Genomic DNA, 15,438 nt, shown 5'->3' with positions numbered 1-15,438 from the left:
CGAAAAAGGACAGGCGAAAGCCATTATGCACGTATGCATAAATGGACTTTCGCTCTGTCCTTGGTACCTGAGAGTTACCCTGCATTGCAGCGCAGGTTTCCCCGTTGGTGATCCGTGAAGCCTGCGGCGCAGGCATCCGGATGCTCTCCAGAGATGCGTCCGGCAAAGGTCCTTTTGCCTGAGAGATTCACCCATCCCGGGCTTACTCCTTCGGCGCTGTCTTCCTGTGAGACAGTCTCTCCCTATGCCATCATTCGCAAACCATATGTTTTTCTACTGACTCCATTAAACCGGGTAACCCTCCGCCCTGTCAATCAAAAAACGTCAAAAAGTTGACAAATTTAATTTTACTGTCAGTTATATTGACATTAGGCAAGCCGATAACTTAGGCTATAACTAAATTTAGAACTCCAATTACGGAAAAGAGGCGGCTTGGACATGAGTGAAGTGCTTGACAACCTGCTATACAGCGAAGAGCATGAGTGGGCGCAGCAGGGCGAGGGACGCGTAGTACGTGTAGGGATTACGGATCATGCGCAGCATCTGCTCGGCGATATCGTGTTTGTAGAATTCCCGGAAGTCGGCGCGGCAATCTCCGCTGGTGACAGCGTGGGCAGTATTGAGTCCGTGAAGACGGTATCGGAGCTATATTCACCCGTATCCGGTAAGGTGACCAAGATCAACGATGCGCTGGAGGCCAGCCCGGAGCTGATCAACGATCAGCCTTACGGAGACGGTTGGATTTTTGAGCTGGAGCTGGACGCAGAGTTCGCAGAGGCAGTAACCGGCCTGCTGGATGCGGCAGCGTACAAGCAACTGGTTGGGGAATAAAAGTTAGCTTTTTTGCGGAAGCGGATATTAATACGGCAGACCTCTCTTTATTACATTAGATGTTACTAATGTGAGAGGTCTGTCTTTTTGCGTCTGTATATTATTCCGTCTCCTGCAGCTGGCGCAGAACAATGAGTTCGACCCGGCGGTTCTTCTGTCTGCCTTCGGTGGTCGCATTATCATATGCAGGCCGGGTATCGGCATAACCCGCGTACTGGAAGGTATCGGGGCTCAGCCCCTCTTTGTCCAGAAAAAAGCGCAGGACCGACAGCGCCCGGGCGCCCGATAGCTCCCAGTTGTCTTTGTACACTGAGCCTGGCGTCACGGGAACATTGTCGGTGTGGCCTTCGATGCTAATGGTGGCGCCGATGCCGCGGAACAGGCCGGAGAGCTGGCGCAGTGCAGGGAGTGCAGGTGATTTCAGCTCAGCCTTACCCGCATCGAACAGGAAGCGGTCACTGAGCGTGATGGCAATGCCCTGCGGCTTATCGGCAACAAAAATCTGCTCACCCAGGTTATTCTCCTCCACATATTGGGTGATAACGCCCATAAGCGCAGCCAGCTTCGCCTCCTGTTCACGAAAAGCAAGCTCGCGCGCAGACGGCTGGTGTTCAGCCCCATCTCCTTCTTGTCCGGCTGCAGGTGTATCTGCCCCGTGTCCATTGAGTCCGTTCGCATCCCCAGAGTCTGTGGCCGAAGGCGTGTCAGCGGTGCTGCCGTCTTCATTATGACCCTTCGAAACGTCAGTCCCTGTAATGCCCTGATTGCCCTCCAGAACGCCGCTTCCGCCTTCCAGTACTGTACTTCCGCTCTTGAAGGTATCCGATAAGGAGCCGCTGACAATGGCATATTTCTGCGAATCGAGACTGCTCATGGCATACAGAATCACGAAGAAAATAAGCAGAAGCGTGATCAGATCCGCATAGGTAATCATCCAGCGGTCCCGGCTCTCTTTCCCTGCGGCGGCGCGGCGCTGCCGGCGGTTTCTTTGTCTCATAGCGGTTCTCCCGGATTGGTGCTGGTGCTGGCGCTGCGTTTAGGGGCGTCTGCCAGGAAGGGGGCCAGCTTTTGCCGGACCAGATGCGGGTGATCCCCGTTCTGCAGGGACAGAATGCCGACGAGCAGCATCTCCATGGTGCCCAGCTCACTTTGGCTGCGGGATTTAATTTTGGAGGCAATGGGTAAAAAGAGTAGATTAGCGCTGGCTACGCCATAGAGTGTTGCTGTAAAAGCTACGGCAATCGATGCGCCCAGATTGGAAGGGTCCGTTAAGTTGCTCAGAACCCGGATCAGCCCCATAACGGTGCCGATAATCCCCATGGTCGGTGCATAGCCGCCGGCGGCTTCGAATATTTTGGCATAGCCTTCATATTTCAGCTCCTTGGCATCCATTCCAAGCTCCAGGATCTGCCGGACCTGATCCGGGTCATTGCCGTCGACAATCAGAAACAGGCCTTCACGGGTGAAGGGATCGGGATGTTCCTCTGCCCGTTTCTCCAGGGCGAGAACACCGCCGCGCCGCGTTAGTGCAGCCATAGCAATCAGCTCTTCGGCTTGTTCCCGGCTGGTATCCTGTTGTCGGCCAAAAGCCAGGCGGAGCGCCGCCGGAATGCTGCGAAGCTTGGATGCCGGGAAGCTGATGAGTACAGCCGCAAGGGTACCGCCGAATACGATCAGGGCAGCATTGGGCTGCAGCAGGCCGGACAGGCTGCCGCCTTCCCACAGAAAACCGCCGATCATGGCGGCAATTCCGGCCAGCAGGCCGAGTATTGTAATGAAATCCATAAATTCAGGCTCCTTAAATTTCTATATATTATGGTTTGCAACAGTCTGGGCAACGCTGTATAATAAACGGGAACGTGCATTCCTATCTTCCATATTTTTCAGCTTGGTATGGATGAAGGATGATTAGGGTTAAAATTATAATATATTCATATATTCTAGACGATAGAGGGGAGACGGGCAAATGAGTGATATTGTCGTCAGTACGAAGACTTTTGCACTGGAGTCCGAGTATACACCCCAGGGCGATCAGCCTCATGCCATAGAAGAGTTATTGGACGGCATCCGGCAGGGCAAGAAGCACCAGACGCTGCTGGGAGCGACAGGTACAGGCAAGACCTTTACCATCGCACAAGTGATTTCCAAGTTGAACCGCCCCACGCTGGTTATTGCGCACAACAAGACGCTTGCTGCGCAGCTGGCGAGTGAGTTCAAAGAATTTTTTCCGAGCAATTCCGTGGATTACTTCGTCAGTTACTACGATTACTACCAGCCAGAGGCGTACATCCCTTCCTCCGATACCTACATTGAGAAAGACTCCAGCATAAATGAAGAAATCGACAAGCTCCGTCACTCGGCAACAAGCTCGCTGTTCGAACGCCGTGACGTTATTATTGTGGCGAGTGTGTCCTGTATTTATGGTCTCGGTTCGCCGCAGGAATACGGAAGCCTGCTGCTCTCGCTGCGTGTAGGGATGGAGAAGCCGCGCAATCAGATTCTGAGCCGGCTTGTAGATATCCAGTATCAGCGTAATGATATTAATTTCGTGCGCGGTACGTTCCGTGTGCGCGGGGATGTCGTTGAGATCTTCCCGGCATCCCAGGGCGAGCATGCGATCCGGGTAGAGCTGTTCGGAGACGAGATCGAACGGATTACGGAGATTGATGTTCTGACAGGCGAGCTGATCGGCGAACGCGATCATATCGCGATTTTTCCGGCGTCTCACTTCGTTACCCAGGAAGAGACCATGCGTGTAGCGCTGGTTAATATTGAGCGTGAACTGGAGGAGCGGCTGGCTGTGCTCCGTGAAGCAGGCAAGCTGCTGGAGGCCCAGCGGCTGGAGCAGCGGACCCGTTATGATATCGAGATGATGAAGGAAGTTGGCTTCTGTTCGGGGATCGAGAACTATTCCGGTCCGCTTACCTTCCGGGAGCCGGGAGCGACTCCTTATACACTGATGGACTATTTCCCGGATGACATGCTGATTGTGATTGACGAGTCTCATGTGACGCTGCCGCAGATCCGGGCGATGTATAACGGTGACCGTGCGCGTAAGACAGTCCTTGTAGAACACGGGTTCCGCCTGCCGTCTGCGCTGGATAACCGTCCGCTGCAATTCGAGGAATTCGAAGACAAGGTGAGCCAGATTGTATACGTGTCCGCAACACCGGGACCTTATGAGATGGAGCATTGCGATACGATGGTCCAGCAGATCATCCGTCCTACCGGTCTGCTTGATCCAATCATTGAAGTGCGCCCTACCGAAGGGCAGATCGATGATCTGATCAATGAAATCCGTGACCGGGTAGAACGCGATGAGCGTGTTCTCGTTACCACCCTTACGAAGAAGATGTCTGAGGACCTGACGGACTACTTCAAGGAGATTGGCATCAAGGTACGTTATATGCACTCCGATATCAAGACACTGGAGCGTATGGCGATTCTGCGTGATCTCCGTCTGGGCACCTTCCATGTGTTGGTCGGTATTAACCTGCTCAGAGAGGGCCTTGACCTGCCGGAGGTGTCGCTAGTCGCGATTTTGGATGCTGACAAGGAAGGCTTCCTCCGTTCCGAGCGTTCGCTGATCCAGACGATCGGCCGTGCCGCCCGTAACTCGGAGGGCCGGGTCATTATGTACGGGGACCGCATTACGGACTCCATGGAGAAGGCGATGAGCGAGACCCAGCGCCGCCGTGAGATTCAGATCGCCCATAATGAGAAGCACGGGATTACCCCGACGACCATCAACAAGAAGGTGCGCGATATCATCGAGGCGACCAAGGTGGCCGAGTCCAAGGCCGATTATCTCACCGGTGTCGGCGGCAAGCTGAACAAGAAAGACAAGCAGAGCCTGATGCAGCGTCTGGAGGCCGAGATGAAGGACGCCGCCAAGAACCTGCAATTCGAGCGCGCCGCCGAGCTGCGCGATGCCTTGCTTGAGCTGCGGGCAGAGTAACCCGGCCGAGAAGTTAATGATTCAAGGAACGGCGCTATTTAGGCCGTTCCTTTTGAAGATAGTATGGTTAAAGCCCTTTGCGTATCCCGAAAGGGACAGCCCGCTGTTGAAGTCTTTTGCGCATTCCGTAGGAACAGCCCGCAGTTAAGCTCTTAGCGCGAATCCCGAAGGGACAGCGTGCACTCAGGGTCTTAGCGCGTATCCCGCAGGGACAGCGTGCACTCAAGCCCTAAGCACGTATCCCGTAAGGAGAGTGTGCAGTTAAGCCCTTAGCGCGTATCCCGAAGGGACAGCGTCTGCGGCAAGCGGAAGCGAGCCGTACCCTGCTCTGTAAGTATAGCGGCCCCGTAGGGGTTAGCGGGCCTAATGCCCCAGTAGTCGTCCATCCACCCGCCTAATTCCTTCCGCCAAGTTTGCGGGTGTCCAGAGGGTGCAACCCTTGGGGCCCTCCCTTGGAAGGGAGGGTTTGGGAGGGATCGAAAATATTTTCCCAAAATGTTTTTCCATTTTAAATTCCCCTTAAAGGAGAGGTACCGTTGGCACATGAAAGTATAGTAATCAAGGGCGCGAGGGCCCATAACCTCAAGAACATCGACGTAACGATTCCGCGTGACCGCTTCGTCGTGCTGACGGGACTGAGCGGTTCAGGCAAATCATCCCTAGCCTTCGACACCATCTACGCAGAGGGACAACGCCGGTATGTGGAGTCTTTGTCTGCCTATGCCCGCCAGTTCCTGGGCCAGATGGAGAAGCCGGATGTAGATTCCATCGACGGACTCTCCCCGGCCATATCAATTGACCAGAAGACGACTAGCCGTAACCCGCGTTCCACGGTAGGGACGGTTACCGAGATCTATGACTATCTGCGGCTGCTTTTTGCCCGAATCGGCCATCCGCATTGTCCGGATCATGGCATAGAGATCACTTCGCAGACCGTTGAACAGATGGTGGACCGGATCATGCAATACCCGGAGAAGACCCGTCTGCAGATTCTGGCCCCGGTCATTTCCGGCCGTAAGGGTGAGCATAAGGGCCTGTTCACAGATATCTCGAAGCAAGGCTTCGTCCGTGTACGTGTGGATGGTGAGCTGCGCGAAGTGACGGAAGATATTGTACTGGAGAAGAATAAAAAGCATACGATTGAGGTTGTTGTTGACCGGATTGTAATTAAGGATGATATTGAAACCCGGCTTACCGATTCGCTTGAAACTGCCCTGAAGCTGTCGGGTGGTCAGATTCTCGTTGATGTGATGGGCCAGGAAGAGCTGCTGTTCAGTGCAAGCTTTGCTTGTCCGGTCTGCGGATTCAGCATAGAAGAGCTGGCGCCGCGTATGTTCTCCTTCAACAGCCCATTCGGAGCCTGCCCTGAGTGTGACGGGCTGGGGATGAATATGGTAGTCGATCCCGATCTGCTGATCCCGGATATGGAGAAGTCCATTGAAGAAGGAGCTTTCCTGGCCTGGACAGGCAGTACGTCGAACTACTATCCGCAGTTCCTGAAATCGGTGTGCGAGCATTTCAAGATTCCGCAGAATGTACCGGTAAGCAGCCTGTCGCCGGAGCATATGAACAAGCTGCTGCACGGAACAGGCAGCGAGAAGATCCGTTTCCGATATGAGAACGACTTCGGCCAGCGCAAAGACGCCCTGGTTGCTTTTGAGGGCATTATTCCGAATCTGGAGCGCCGGTACCGCGATACAGCCTCCGAAGGAATCCGTGAGTTCATTGAAGGCTTCATGAGCGCCAAGCCCTGCCATTCCTGCAAGGGCAAACGGCTCAAGAAAGAGATTCTGGCGGTGACTATCAATGAGCAGAATGTTGCGGATGTGACGGATCTTTCGATTGGAGATTGCTTGGACTTCTTCGCAGATCTCAAGCTTAGTGAGAAAGAAACAGCGATTGCCAATCTGATCCTCAAGGAAATCAGCAGCCGGCTCGGCTTCCTGGTGAATGTGGGGCTGAACTATCTGACCCTTAGCCGGGCAGCCGGCTCTCTATCCGGCGGGGAAGCCCAGCGCATCAGGCTGGCTACCCAGATCGGCTCCAGTCTGATGGGTGTCCTCTATATTCTGGATGAGCCGAGTATCGGCCTGCATCAGCGGGACAATGACCGCCTGATTGCTACGCTCGCCCATATGCGCGACCTCGGTAATACGCTCATCGTCGTTGAGCATGATGAGGATACCATGATGGCAGCTGACTATATTATCGACATTGGACCGGGTGCCGGGAAACACGGCGGACAGGTCATTGCTCAGGGGACCCCGGAGGAGATTATGAAGGACCCGGGTTCCCTGACCGGTGAATACTTGAGCGGACGTAAGTTCATCCCGGTGACTTCCAAGCGGCGGCCAACCGATAATGAACGCTGGATCGAGATCCGTGGAGCGAAGGAGAATAACCTGAAGAATGTGAATGTAAAGATTCCGCTCGGTGTCTTCACAGCGGTAACCGGCGTATCCGGCTCCGGCAAGTCTTCGCTTATTAACGAGATTCTCTACAAGAGTCTGGCCCGCCAGTTGAACAAGGCGGTCAAGGTCCGTCCCGGCTTGCACAAAGAAATCCGCGGCCTGGAGAATCTGGACAAGGTCATCGAAATTGACCAGTCCCCGATCGGGCGTACACCGCGCTCTAATCCGGCTACGTATACAGGTGTGTTCGATGATATCCGTGATCTATTCTCCAAGACGAACGAGGCCAAGGTGCGCGGCTTCCAGAAGGGGCGCTTCAGCTTCAATGTGAAGGGCGGCCGCTGTGAGGCGTGCCGGGGAGACGGCATTATCAAGATTGAGATGCACTTCCTGCCGGATGTATACGTTCCTTGTGAGGTCTGCAAAGGCAAACGGTATAACCGCGAGACGCTGGAAGTGAAATATAAAGGCAAGAATATCTCGGATGTGCTGGAGATGACGGTGGAGGATGCAACGGAGTTCTTCAAGAATATTCCGAAAATTCACCGCAAAATGCAGACCTTGCTGGATGTAGGTCTGGGCTATATCAACATTGGCCAACCGGGAACCACCCTGTCCGGCGGTGAAGCCCAGCGTGTGAAGCTGGCTTCCGAGCTGTACCGCCGCAGTACCGGTAAGACACTCTATATCCTGGATGAGCCGACAACCGGCCTGCATGTGGACGACATCGGGCGTCTGCTTGAGGTACTGCACCGCCTGGTCGATTCAGGCGAATCGGTTCTGGTCATCGAGCATAATCTCGATGTCATCAAGACAGCCGACTACATCATTGATATGGGACCGGAAGGCGGCAGCGGCGGCGGTACCGTCCTTGCTACCGGAACACCAGAAAAGCTGATCAGCGTGGAGGAATCCTATACGGGCCGCTACCTGAAGCCAGTCCTGATCCGTGATACGGAACGTACGCAGGCTATGGAGCTGCAGACGTCTGAGACGGTTTAAATGTAGGAAGAGCGGTATAAAACCTAATAACCTCATTAATCCGAATAACCCATGCCCCTTCTTACAAAGGGGGCATGGGTTATTTTAATATTGCGGCAGGTTTCACAAGTTCCGATACGTTTTGGGGAGTCAGAATGCCCTCTATTGAGTCTCTAAGCTATAGAGCGGAAGTAGTTGGAAATAAGGCACTTAATACTGCCGAAGCGGCGTGTTGGACTAACGTAGTTGGAAAAAGTACACTTCTCTCCATAGAACTCTGTATATTCACCAAAAATCGGGTTCAACAAGTGTTGTTTTTCCAACTATTTGATATAAATGTAACGGTTACGCCAAACTAAATGTACTAATTCCACTAAATATCCCTCGCACTCACACTACGGCGGTAAGCAAAAACACACGCAACAGCAATACTGCCCGATCAGTAATTTATAGTGTTAGCTCCCCGCTACAACTCACTGCGGATGCCCAGGATAATTTTAAATCGGCGGGTAGTTTTAGCTCCCCGTTTGAACCCTTCCCGTGAGTCCGCAATCCAGACGGTTCTTCCGATCCAGACGCGGATGTAGAAGGAACGGAAGATAACTGGCCGGACGATCCCCTGTACTTCGACCTCTGTCCCATCCGGCTGTTCAATCTCTGTTCGCACCAGCCACGTGTTTCCGATTCCAAATTCGATGTATTTCAAGAAGGGTCGCCGTTCTTTCCAGATATGATTAACAATTGGGCTGCTTTCACTTTTATGATTGTACTGGACAAGAAAGCGCTTAGACATATTCTGCAGGCTTTGTTAATAGGTATCAGTAAGCCTTACTACCTATGAAAATGAGGGGATTTAAATGACAAAGCGTGCATTAATTACAGGGATTACAGGACAAGATGGATCTTATTTGGCAGAGCTTCTGTTGTCAAAAGGATATAAAGTATTTGGTTTGCGCCGCAGAACAAGTATACCAATTATGGATAACATCGGACATCTAAAGAATGAAATCGAATTTATTGAAGGCGATTTGCTGGATCTGGGGTCACTGATGAGAGCGGTGAGCATCTCAGATCCGGATGAAGTCTATAACCTGGCCGCCCAGTCTTTCGTAGCAACCTCCTGGGTTCAACCTGTTGCAACTGCTCAAGCTACTGGAATGGGTGTTACCAATTTGCTCGAGGCGGTGCGTTTGACTAAACCGGCAGCGAGATTTTATCAAGCCTCAAGCAGTGAAATGTTCGGTAAAGTATTAGCAACACCACAGAAAGAAACGACCCCATTTTATCCACGAAGTCCATATGGTGTGGCTAAAGTTTATGGTCACTGGATTACTGTTAATTATAGAGAAAGCTATGACATGTTCGCCTGTTCTGGAATCTTATTCAACCATGAATCGCCACGTCGTGGCATTGAATTTGTAACCCGCAAAGTATCTGATGCTGTGGCGAGAATAAAACTGGGTCTGCAAACGGAACTCCGGATGGGAAATCTGGATGCAAAAAGAGATTGGGGCTTTGCAGGGGATTATGTTAAAGCGATGTGGCTGATGCTTCAGCAGGATAAAGCGGATGATTTCGTAATCTCGACTGCGGAGACGCATACGATTGAAGAACTTGTAGACATCGCATTTACGCATGTAGGACTGGATTGGAAAGATTATGTTGTGGTTGATCAGAGGTTTGTTAGACCTGCTGAAGTGGATCTACTGCTTGGTGATTGCTCCAAGGCTAAAGAAAAGCTAGGCTGGGAACGGGAGGTTACATTTGAGCAATTGGTCAAGATGATGGTGGATAGCGATTTAGCGCTCATTAATGAAGATTTAATTAAAGGTGATAAAGTATTGTAATCGTAGTATTGAGGTCCAGCCAGTCCACTCAGTCCACCAAGTCCAAACAGGCATATCTATAGCATATCCGCCGTAAGATTCAATGAGAAGCTTTTACGTTGAATGGATAGCAGCAGCTGTAGGCTGGATTGAGGTGGATTGGCTCCTTGAAAATTAAAAAAACAACGGTGGTCAATGATAAATATCGCCAATCCGAGGCGCGATTTAGCCACGAGGAATATTTTTTGTGACAAATACACCGTTTTTGAAATATTTCTATTGCGTGACGGAAATGGTAACGATAACATAGAAGGTGATATGGATTAGAGAAACTTGCTTGACAACACTCTCAGGGAGGGATTGCCATGCTGCTTGCAGAAGCTGCCGCGCAAGAACCGTCTAAATTTCATACCTTCGATGCGTTTATGATTGTATTCACGATCCTGATACTTATCGGTGTGGTCCGGCTGCTTAGAGCTCCGCAGAAGAACAAATTTGCCATCGGTTTTGCAGTGGTAAGTCTGCTGGTTTTTGTGGTATCCGATTATGCAATGATTATGAACTGGTTCAGCTAGAGTAAGGCACACATAACCTCAGAGGCAGGCTCATCTTAAAGACACCTTTACCGCCAGCGGCGATCCTAAAGGCGTCTTTTTTTGAAGATAAGAATTTATATGCTTCGCGCAGGAAAGAAGGGGAGAGCCATGGGAATGGGGAGGGGCAGGACGGCCCGGGGCAGGGTGGTCCTGCTGGGCACTATGCTGTTGATGTTGTCGGGATTCATAAGTCCAGCCGGTGTTGTTCATGGGGCGGTCTACAGCGGGATAGGAACATTAGAGGCTGAGAGAGGCACGGCTGTCAACGTGATGAAGGCCGGACAAGCAGGTACGGTGCACAAGGAGAACAAGGAGAACAAGGGGCAATGGAGCCAGCCCGCAACAGCAGACCCGGTTCCGCAAATCATAAGCAGAGTCTCGCCGTCTGTAGTCGGCATTATCGGCAAAGCGGGAGGAGAAACCGGCGGACCGGATGACCGTTACAATCTGACCCACGGCTCCGGGATTATCATCAGAGCAGACGGATGGATCATTACCAATGCCCATGTGATGGCCGGGCTGGAGAAGGCGGTAGTGGTCACCTCAGACGGGACGAGCTATAACATCACAGATACATACTCGGATGAATTCAGCGATCTTGCACTGGTCAAAATCAAAGCCAAAGCCCTAAAGCCCGCAACCTTCGCAGGCAACTCCGCCAATCTTCAGGTTGGGGAGAAGGTTATAGCGATCGGGACGCCGATCTCCTTTTCCTTGAGAAATTCGGCTACTGTAGGCGTAATCAGCGGTCTCAACCGTTCGGTGGATGCGGCGTACCGGCTGATCCAGAGCGATACGGCCATCAATCCCGGCAACAGCGGAGGACCGCTGGTCAATATGAAGGGGGAGGTACTCGGGGTCAACAGTATGAAGTTCGCAGCTGTGGGTGTGGAAAATATGGGCTTCTCGATTCCCGCAGATACGGTGAAGTACATCATGAATCAGCTGCTCCAATATGGAGAGGTCCGGCGTCCAAGCCTCGGAATTGAGCTTGAGGAGAGCTGGCCCGTAATTGTCGGACTGCCGGGGCAGGAGCCATTAACAGTGACGAAGGTGCTTACGGCAGAAGCGCGCAAGGCAGGGATTACGGCGGGAGATGCACTGTACGCCATAGACGGACGCCGGGTGACTTCACTTGTTGACGTTAATGAATTATTCAGACAGTACAAGCCGGGGGCGGTGGTCAAGCTGCTGATGCAGAGTGACGGCGATATCGTAGCCAGAAGCCTTGTTCTTGGACAAGGCGACCCTCTGGTGAGTGCCGCTAAGACGGAGGGGGAGACCGATGATCAGACGACAGAGTGAGGAGGCGGCAGGTACAGCCGGGCCAGGCAGCAGAGCGGGACAACTACGGCGCGGAGTGTCTGTTATTGTAGTGCTATTATTACTGCTCAGTCTCTTTCCTGCGGGAAGGGCGCAGGCGGCGGAGGGGGCTCTGCTACAGCTTAGTCTTCAAGCGGGCAGTGCTTCTGCAACGGTTAACGGGAAGCCGGTCACGATTCCGAAGCCTTTTGCTGAGAATGGAACGCTGCTGGTCCCGCTGGGGATTTTCAAAAAAGCCTTCGGCAGCACCGTCTCCCTCACAGGCGATGATGTGGTGAAGGTAATGTACGGGCCGCATACCGGTGCGATGACGATAGGCAGCACGATTGCCTGGAAGGATGGTGTCAAAATCAACCTCGCCGCGCCCCCGCGTATGGTATCCGGTGTGCTGATGGTGCCGCTAAGGTTCGTGGCTGGAGTACTTGGTGCACGGATAAATCCGGCGGCGGGCGGAGGGGTACTAGTTACGCTAGCTCCTCCGGTAGCAATGGTAGGCGTTGAAGCGCAGACCGGGATTGACAGTGACGCAGGCAAAACCCGTATCGGCAACAGTTATCTGGAGTGGAGCATGAACTATCCGCCAGGGCTGGTCGTGGGCGACAGTGGAGGGAATGAGAGCGTAGCGACTTTTACGAGTGCAGAGAATGGGTACTATCTGGAGGTGCACGCTTCGCCGCTTGCCGTTCCGCTTGATGCCGAAGGGCTGCTGGAGAATCTGGTCCGCTCCTCGGAGGAGGGCGGGGAGATTGTACTGGACCGGGAGGCTGTGTCTAAGGCCAAGGTTCCTTATGCCCGGACTGTGAGCAAGGATTCGAGCGGCGCGCTCTGGGAGGGCAGGCAATATTATGCCGGAGGCAGGCTGTATGAGATCTATCTGACAGATGACAATGCAGCCAATTATAAGGATCTGGGCAAATATGCGGCGTTGCTGAATTCTTTTCAGCCCTCTTTTGACGCATCCGACCGGAGCATCCGCGATCTCTCCACGATCCGCAACGGGCTGCGCGAAGGCTACAACGATGACTACGGGATTGCGCTTAAGGTCCCTGCCGACTGGAGTGCGGATGACCAGCAGCTCTACTATGCGGGCAAACAGGGGAGTTATCTGCGTGTAAAAGTAAGCTCCGCCCCTGCGGGCTCTACGCTGGCAAGCTGGAACCAGGAACTGCAGTCACAGCTCCGTGACACCTATGTGGCTGAGGCCTACACCTTGAAGGACAGCGTAGCGGGCAAGGTCTCCGGTGAACCGGTGCTGATTAACGAGATCGGGCTTAACCCGGGCAGCGGGTGGAGCACCGAATATCAGATTTTGCTGCTGAAGAACGGGTACCGTTATTATTTTGAATATGTTGCGGCTTCCGGGCCCGGACAGAGTGGTGATCAGGCGCGCTTTACAGAGGTACTGAACTCGATCGATATTGATTTTGCCCAGACGAAAAGTAACTTCGGACGCCTGGCGTCCGAGGATTATACCCAGCTCAGTCAGAAGTCGGTCACTAAGATCTCCAAAACCTACGGCTACAGGCTCGAGATTCCGCGGCTGTGGAGCCCGGTTCAGGATCTGTTCGAGAGCCAGAGCGTGGAATACCGCTTCACCGGCGGCCGTTTCCAGCTCTATGCCAGCCCCGAGGTCACGCCGGAATATGCCGTCAGCCAGCTGCAGAGCTATTACCAGAACACCAAGCAAGATCCTAAGGGTCCGCAGGTGAAAAGCGTCACAGAAACCACTTTCGCGGGTATGCCAGCTACTATACTCACAGTAGAGCAGACCAAGAACAGCATCCCGGCGAGCACGAAGATCATTGTGTTCAGCCGCAACGAGGTAGTCTATACGCTCACTATCACGCTGAACACCGCCAACGCCACTGCAAGCCAGCAGGCGGTGCTGGAGCGGGTGCTGGGGTCGTTTGGGTGGGTGGGGGAGTAGGAGGGTATATAAAAAAACAACGTCCCAGGCTGCCGATCAGCCGGGACGTTGTTTTTGTAAGACACGAATAAAATAAATAATTAAGCCTGATAAACAAAATTATGCTTTACGTCCTTTAACAGCGGTGCTTGTTCATCCTTGGCAGACAGAAGAGGGGTAACATCGATCGGCCATTCAATGCCAATGTCGGGGTCATTCCACAGAATACCGCCGTCACATTCGGGCGCGTATAGCTCATCGCACTTGTACTGTACCTCGACATCCTCGGTTAGTGTCATGAAACCATGAGCAAACCCTTTGGGGATGAGAAGCTGCTTCTTGTTCTCAGCAGTTAGCTCAACGCCGAACCATTTGCCGTAAGAAGGACTGCCTTGACGGATATCAACAGCCACATCAAAGATCGAACCGCGTGTACAGCGTACAAGCTTGGTCTGTGCCTTCGGATTTAGCTGGAAGTGAAGTCCGCGCAGAGTACCTTTTACAGCGGAATAAGATTGATTGTCTTGAACGAACTGATATCGGAGCTCTTGTTCATGGAATTTAGCTTCGCTGTAGGTCTCCATGAACCAGCCGCGGTGGTCTCCGAAGACTGCCGGTTCAACGACGAGAACATCCTCCAGATGGGTTTTGATAAACTTCATTATATCCACTCTTTCTATGGTTTAAAATTGGATTTTACCTGTAGCGACCTTAATTAAATATTGGCCATATCCGGTCTTGCTCAGCTTATGTCCGCATTCCAGGAGATGTTCCTTGGTGATCCAGCCATTGACATAAGCGATTTCTTCGGGTGCAGAGATTTTAATCCCTTGATGGTCTTCAATGGTTCTGACGAAGTTGGTGGCATCCACCAGACTCTGGTGGGTTCCGGTATCGAGCCAGGTAAACCCGCGCCCCAGCAGGGCAACATCCAGCTCATCCAATTTTAAATAGGCTTCATTGATTGAAGTGATTTCCAGCTCGCCGCGGTGTGACGGCTTGACTTCCTTAGCAATAGAAATCACCCGGTTATCATAAAAGTAAAGGCCGGTAACCGCATAATTAGATTTTGGATGCTCTGGTTTCTCTTCGATGCTGAGGACCTTGCCGTCTCCGTCAAATTCCACCACGCCAAAACGTTCGGGATCGGGCACATGGTAGCCAAATACGGTCGCCCCGCTTGTTTTGTCGGCAGCTTGCTTCAACATCTTGGTCATGCCGTTTCCGTAATATATATTATCTCCGAGAATCATTGCTACAGAGTCTTCTCCGATAAACGATTCGCCCAGAATAAAAGCCTGTGCCAACCCATCCGGGCTCGGCTGGACGATGTACTGCAGTGAAATTCCAAATTGGGAGCCATCACCGAGCAAATGCTCGAACCGTGGTGTATCCTCAGCAGTAGAGATGATCAGAATTTCTCGGATGCCTGCCAGCATTAATGTGGACAAGGGATAATAAATCATGGGTTTATCATAGACCGGCAGTAATTGTTTGCTGGTTACCATTGTGAGAGGGTATAACCGGGTGCCGCTTCCTCCCGCAAGAATTATGCCTTTCATAACTGTTTCAACTCTCCTTTTGCTGCATATAAATTTTGGGAACC

The 15,438-nt window shown here is 52.4% G+C and carries 12 protein-coding genes and 1 riboswitch; of the genes, 7 read left to right on the top strand and 5 right to left on the bottom strand.

Annotated features, from left to right (window positions below; genetic code table 11):
• Window positions 1-156 precede the first annotated feature (156 nt).
• Window positions 157-254, bottom strand: a riboswitch (glycine riboswitch).
• Window positions 255-438: 184 nt separating this feature from the next.
• Window positions 439-831, top strand: a complete 393-nt coding sequence (gcvH, locus tag MKY12_RS28755; RefSeq protein ID WP_339251716.1) for a glycine cleavage system protein GcvH — start codon at window positions 439-441, stop codon at window positions 829-831.
• A 100-nt stretch (window positions 832-931) separates the two neighbouring features.
• On the opposite strand, the gene MKY12_RS28750 is transcribed toward gcvH, so the two are convergent.
• Together MKY12_RS28750 and MKY12_RS28745 are read right to left on the bottom strand one after the other, a co-directional pair.
• On the bottom strand, window positions 932-1,828 hold the full coding sequence (locus MKY12_RS28750) for a flagellar motor protein MotB (protein ID WP_339311813.1): 897 nt from the start codon (window positions 1,826-1,828) through the stop codon (window positions 932-934).
• On the bottom strand, window positions 1,825-2,616 hold the full coding sequence (locus MKY12_RS28745) for a flagellar motor protein (RefSeq protein ID WP_339311812.1): 792 nt from the start codon (window positions 2,614-2,616) through the stop codon (window positions 1,825-1,827). Before MKY12_RS28745 ends, MKY12_RS28750 begins: the two co-directional genes overlap by 4 nt.
• Before the next feature lie 181 nt (window positions 2,617-2,797).
• Between MKY12_RS28745 and uvrB the strand changes: the two genes are divergently transcribed.
• Window positions 2,798-4,789 carry an excinuclease ABC subunit UvrB gene (gene uvrB / locus MKY12_RS28740; RefSeq protein WP_036721141.1) on the top strand — a complete coding sequence of 664 codons (1,992 nt, stop codon included), beginning with the start codon at window positions 2,798-2,800 and terminating at the stop codon, window positions 4,787-4,789.
• Between the two features lie 536 nt (window positions 4,790-5,325).
• Window positions 5,326-8,202 carry an excinuclease ABC subunit UvrA gene (gene uvrA, locus MKY12_RS28735; RefSeq protein WP_339311810.1) on the top strand — a complete coding sequence of 959 codons (2,877 nt, stop codon included), beginning with the start codon at window positions 5,326-5,328 and terminating at the stop codon, window positions 8,200-8,202.
• Between the two features lie 445 nt (window positions 8,203-8,647).
• On the opposite strand, the gene MKY12_RS28730 is transcribed toward uvrA, so the two are convergent.
• Window positions 8,648-8,887 (bottom strand): DUF3977 family protein, encoded by a 240-nt coding sequence (locus tag MKY12_RS28730; RefSeq protein WP_339311808.1) that lies wholly within the window; start codon window positions 8,885-8,887, stop codon window positions 8,648-8,650.
• Window positions 8,888-9,038: 151 nt separating this feature from the next.
• On the opposite strand from MKY12_RS28730, the gene gmd reads away from it, so the two are divergent.
• From gmd to MKY12_RS28710, 4 genes are all read left to right on the top strand, one after another.
• Window positions 9,039-10,028 carry a GDP-mannose 4,6-dehydratase gene (gmd, locus tag MKY12_RS28725; protein ID WP_339311806.1) on the top strand — a complete coding sequence of 330 codons (990 nt, stop codon included), beginning with the start codon at window positions 9,039-9,041 and terminating at the stop codon, window positions 10,026-10,028.
• Window positions 10,029-10,372: 344 nt separating this feature from the next.
• Window positions 10,373-10,582, top strand: coding sequence for a hypothetical protein (locus MKY12_RS28720; RefSeq protein WP_036721132.1), 210 nt, complete (start codon window positions 10,373-10,375; stop codon window positions 10,580-10,582).
• A 135-nt stretch (window positions 10,583-10,717) separates the two neighbouring features.
• Window positions 10,718-11,908: a trypsin-like peptidase domain-containing protein gene (locus MKY12_RS28715; protein WP_339311804.1), complete on the top strand. Its 1,191-nt coding sequence runs from the start codon at window positions 10,718-10,720 to the stop codon at window positions 11,906-11,908.
• Window positions 11,889-13,853, top strand: coding sequence for a stalk domain-containing protein (locus MKY12_RS28710; protein WP_339311803.1), 1,965 nt, complete (start codon window positions 11,889-11,891; stop codon window positions 13,851-13,853). Before MKY12_RS28715 ends, MKY12_RS28710 begins: the two co-directional genes overlap by 20 nt.
• Before the next feature lie 80 nt (window positions 13,854-13,933).
• On the opposite strand, the gene rfbC is transcribed toward MKY12_RS28710, so the two are convergent.
• Window positions 13,934-14,494, bottom strand: a complete 561-nt coding sequence (rfbC, locus tag MKY12_RS28705; RefSeq protein WP_339311802.1) for a dTDP-4-dehydrorhamnose 3,5-epimerase — start codon at window positions 14,492-14,494, stop codon at window positions 13,934-13,936.
• Between the two features lie 21 nt (window positions 14,495-14,515).
• On the bottom strand, window positions 14,516-15,394 hold the full coding sequence (rfbA, locus tag MKY12_RS28700; RefSeq protein WP_339220632.1) for a glucose-1-phosphate thymidylyltransferase RfbA: 879 nt from the start codon (window positions 15,392-15,394) through the stop codon (window positions 14,516-14,518).
• Between the last annotated feature and the right edge of the window lie 44 nt (window positions 15,395-15,438).

The sequence above is a fragment of the Paenibacillus sp. FSL M7-0896 genome (assembly GCF_037975415.1).
GTDB classification, from domain to species: domain Bacteria; phylum Bacillota; class Bacilli; order Paenibacillales; family Paenibacillaceae; genus Paenibacillus_AQ; species Paenibacillus_AQ silagei.
Note: the sequence above shows the minus strand (reverse complement) of the source record. Positions and strands in the feature narration are given on the sequence as shown.

What these genes read in the sequence shown, in the direction of transcription:
- MKY12_RS28750 (WP_339311813.1), bottom strand. Translation starts at nt 1,828, where the DNA reads ATGAGACAAAGAAACCGCCGGCAGCGCCGCGCCGCCGCAGGGAAAGAG.
- MKY12_RS28745 (WP_339311812.1), bottom strand. Translation starts at nt 2,616, where the DNA reads ATGGATTTCATTACAATACTCGGCCTGCTGGCCGGAATTGCCGCCATG.
- MKY12_RS28715 (WP_339311804.1), top strand. Translation starts at nt 10,718, where the DNA reads ATGGGGAGGGGCAGGACGGCCCGGGGCAGGGTGGTCCTGCTGGGCACT.
- gmd (WP_339311806.1), top strand. Translation starts at nt 9,039, where the DNA reads ATGACAAAGCGTGCATTAATTACAGGGATTACAGGACAAGATGGATCT.
- MKY12_RS28710 (WP_339311803.1), top strand. Translation starts at nt 11,889, where the DNA reads ATGATCAGACGACAGAGTGAGGAGGCGGCAGGTACAGCCGGGCCAGGC.
- rfbC (WP_339311802.1), bottom strand. Translation starts at nt 14,494, where the DNA reads ATGAAGTTTATCAAAACCCATCTGGAGGATGTTCTCGTCGTTGAACCG.
- rfbA (WP_339220632.1), bottom strand. Translation starts at nt 15,394, where the DNA reads ATGAAAGGCATAATTCTTGCGGGAGGAAGCGGCACCCGGTTATACCCT.
- uvrB (WP_036721141.1), top strand. Translation starts at nt 2,798, where the DNA reads ATGAGTGATATTGTCGTCAGTACGAAGACTTTTGCACTGGAGTCCGAG.
- gcvH (WP_339251716.1), top strand. Translation starts at nt 439, where the DNA reads ATGAGTGAAGTGCTTGACAACCTGCTATACAGCGAAGAGCATGAGTGG.
- MKY12_RS28720 (WP_036721132.1), top strand. Translation starts at nt 10,373, where the DNA reads ATGCTGCTTGCAGAAGCTGCCGCGCAAGAACCGTCTAAATTTCATACC.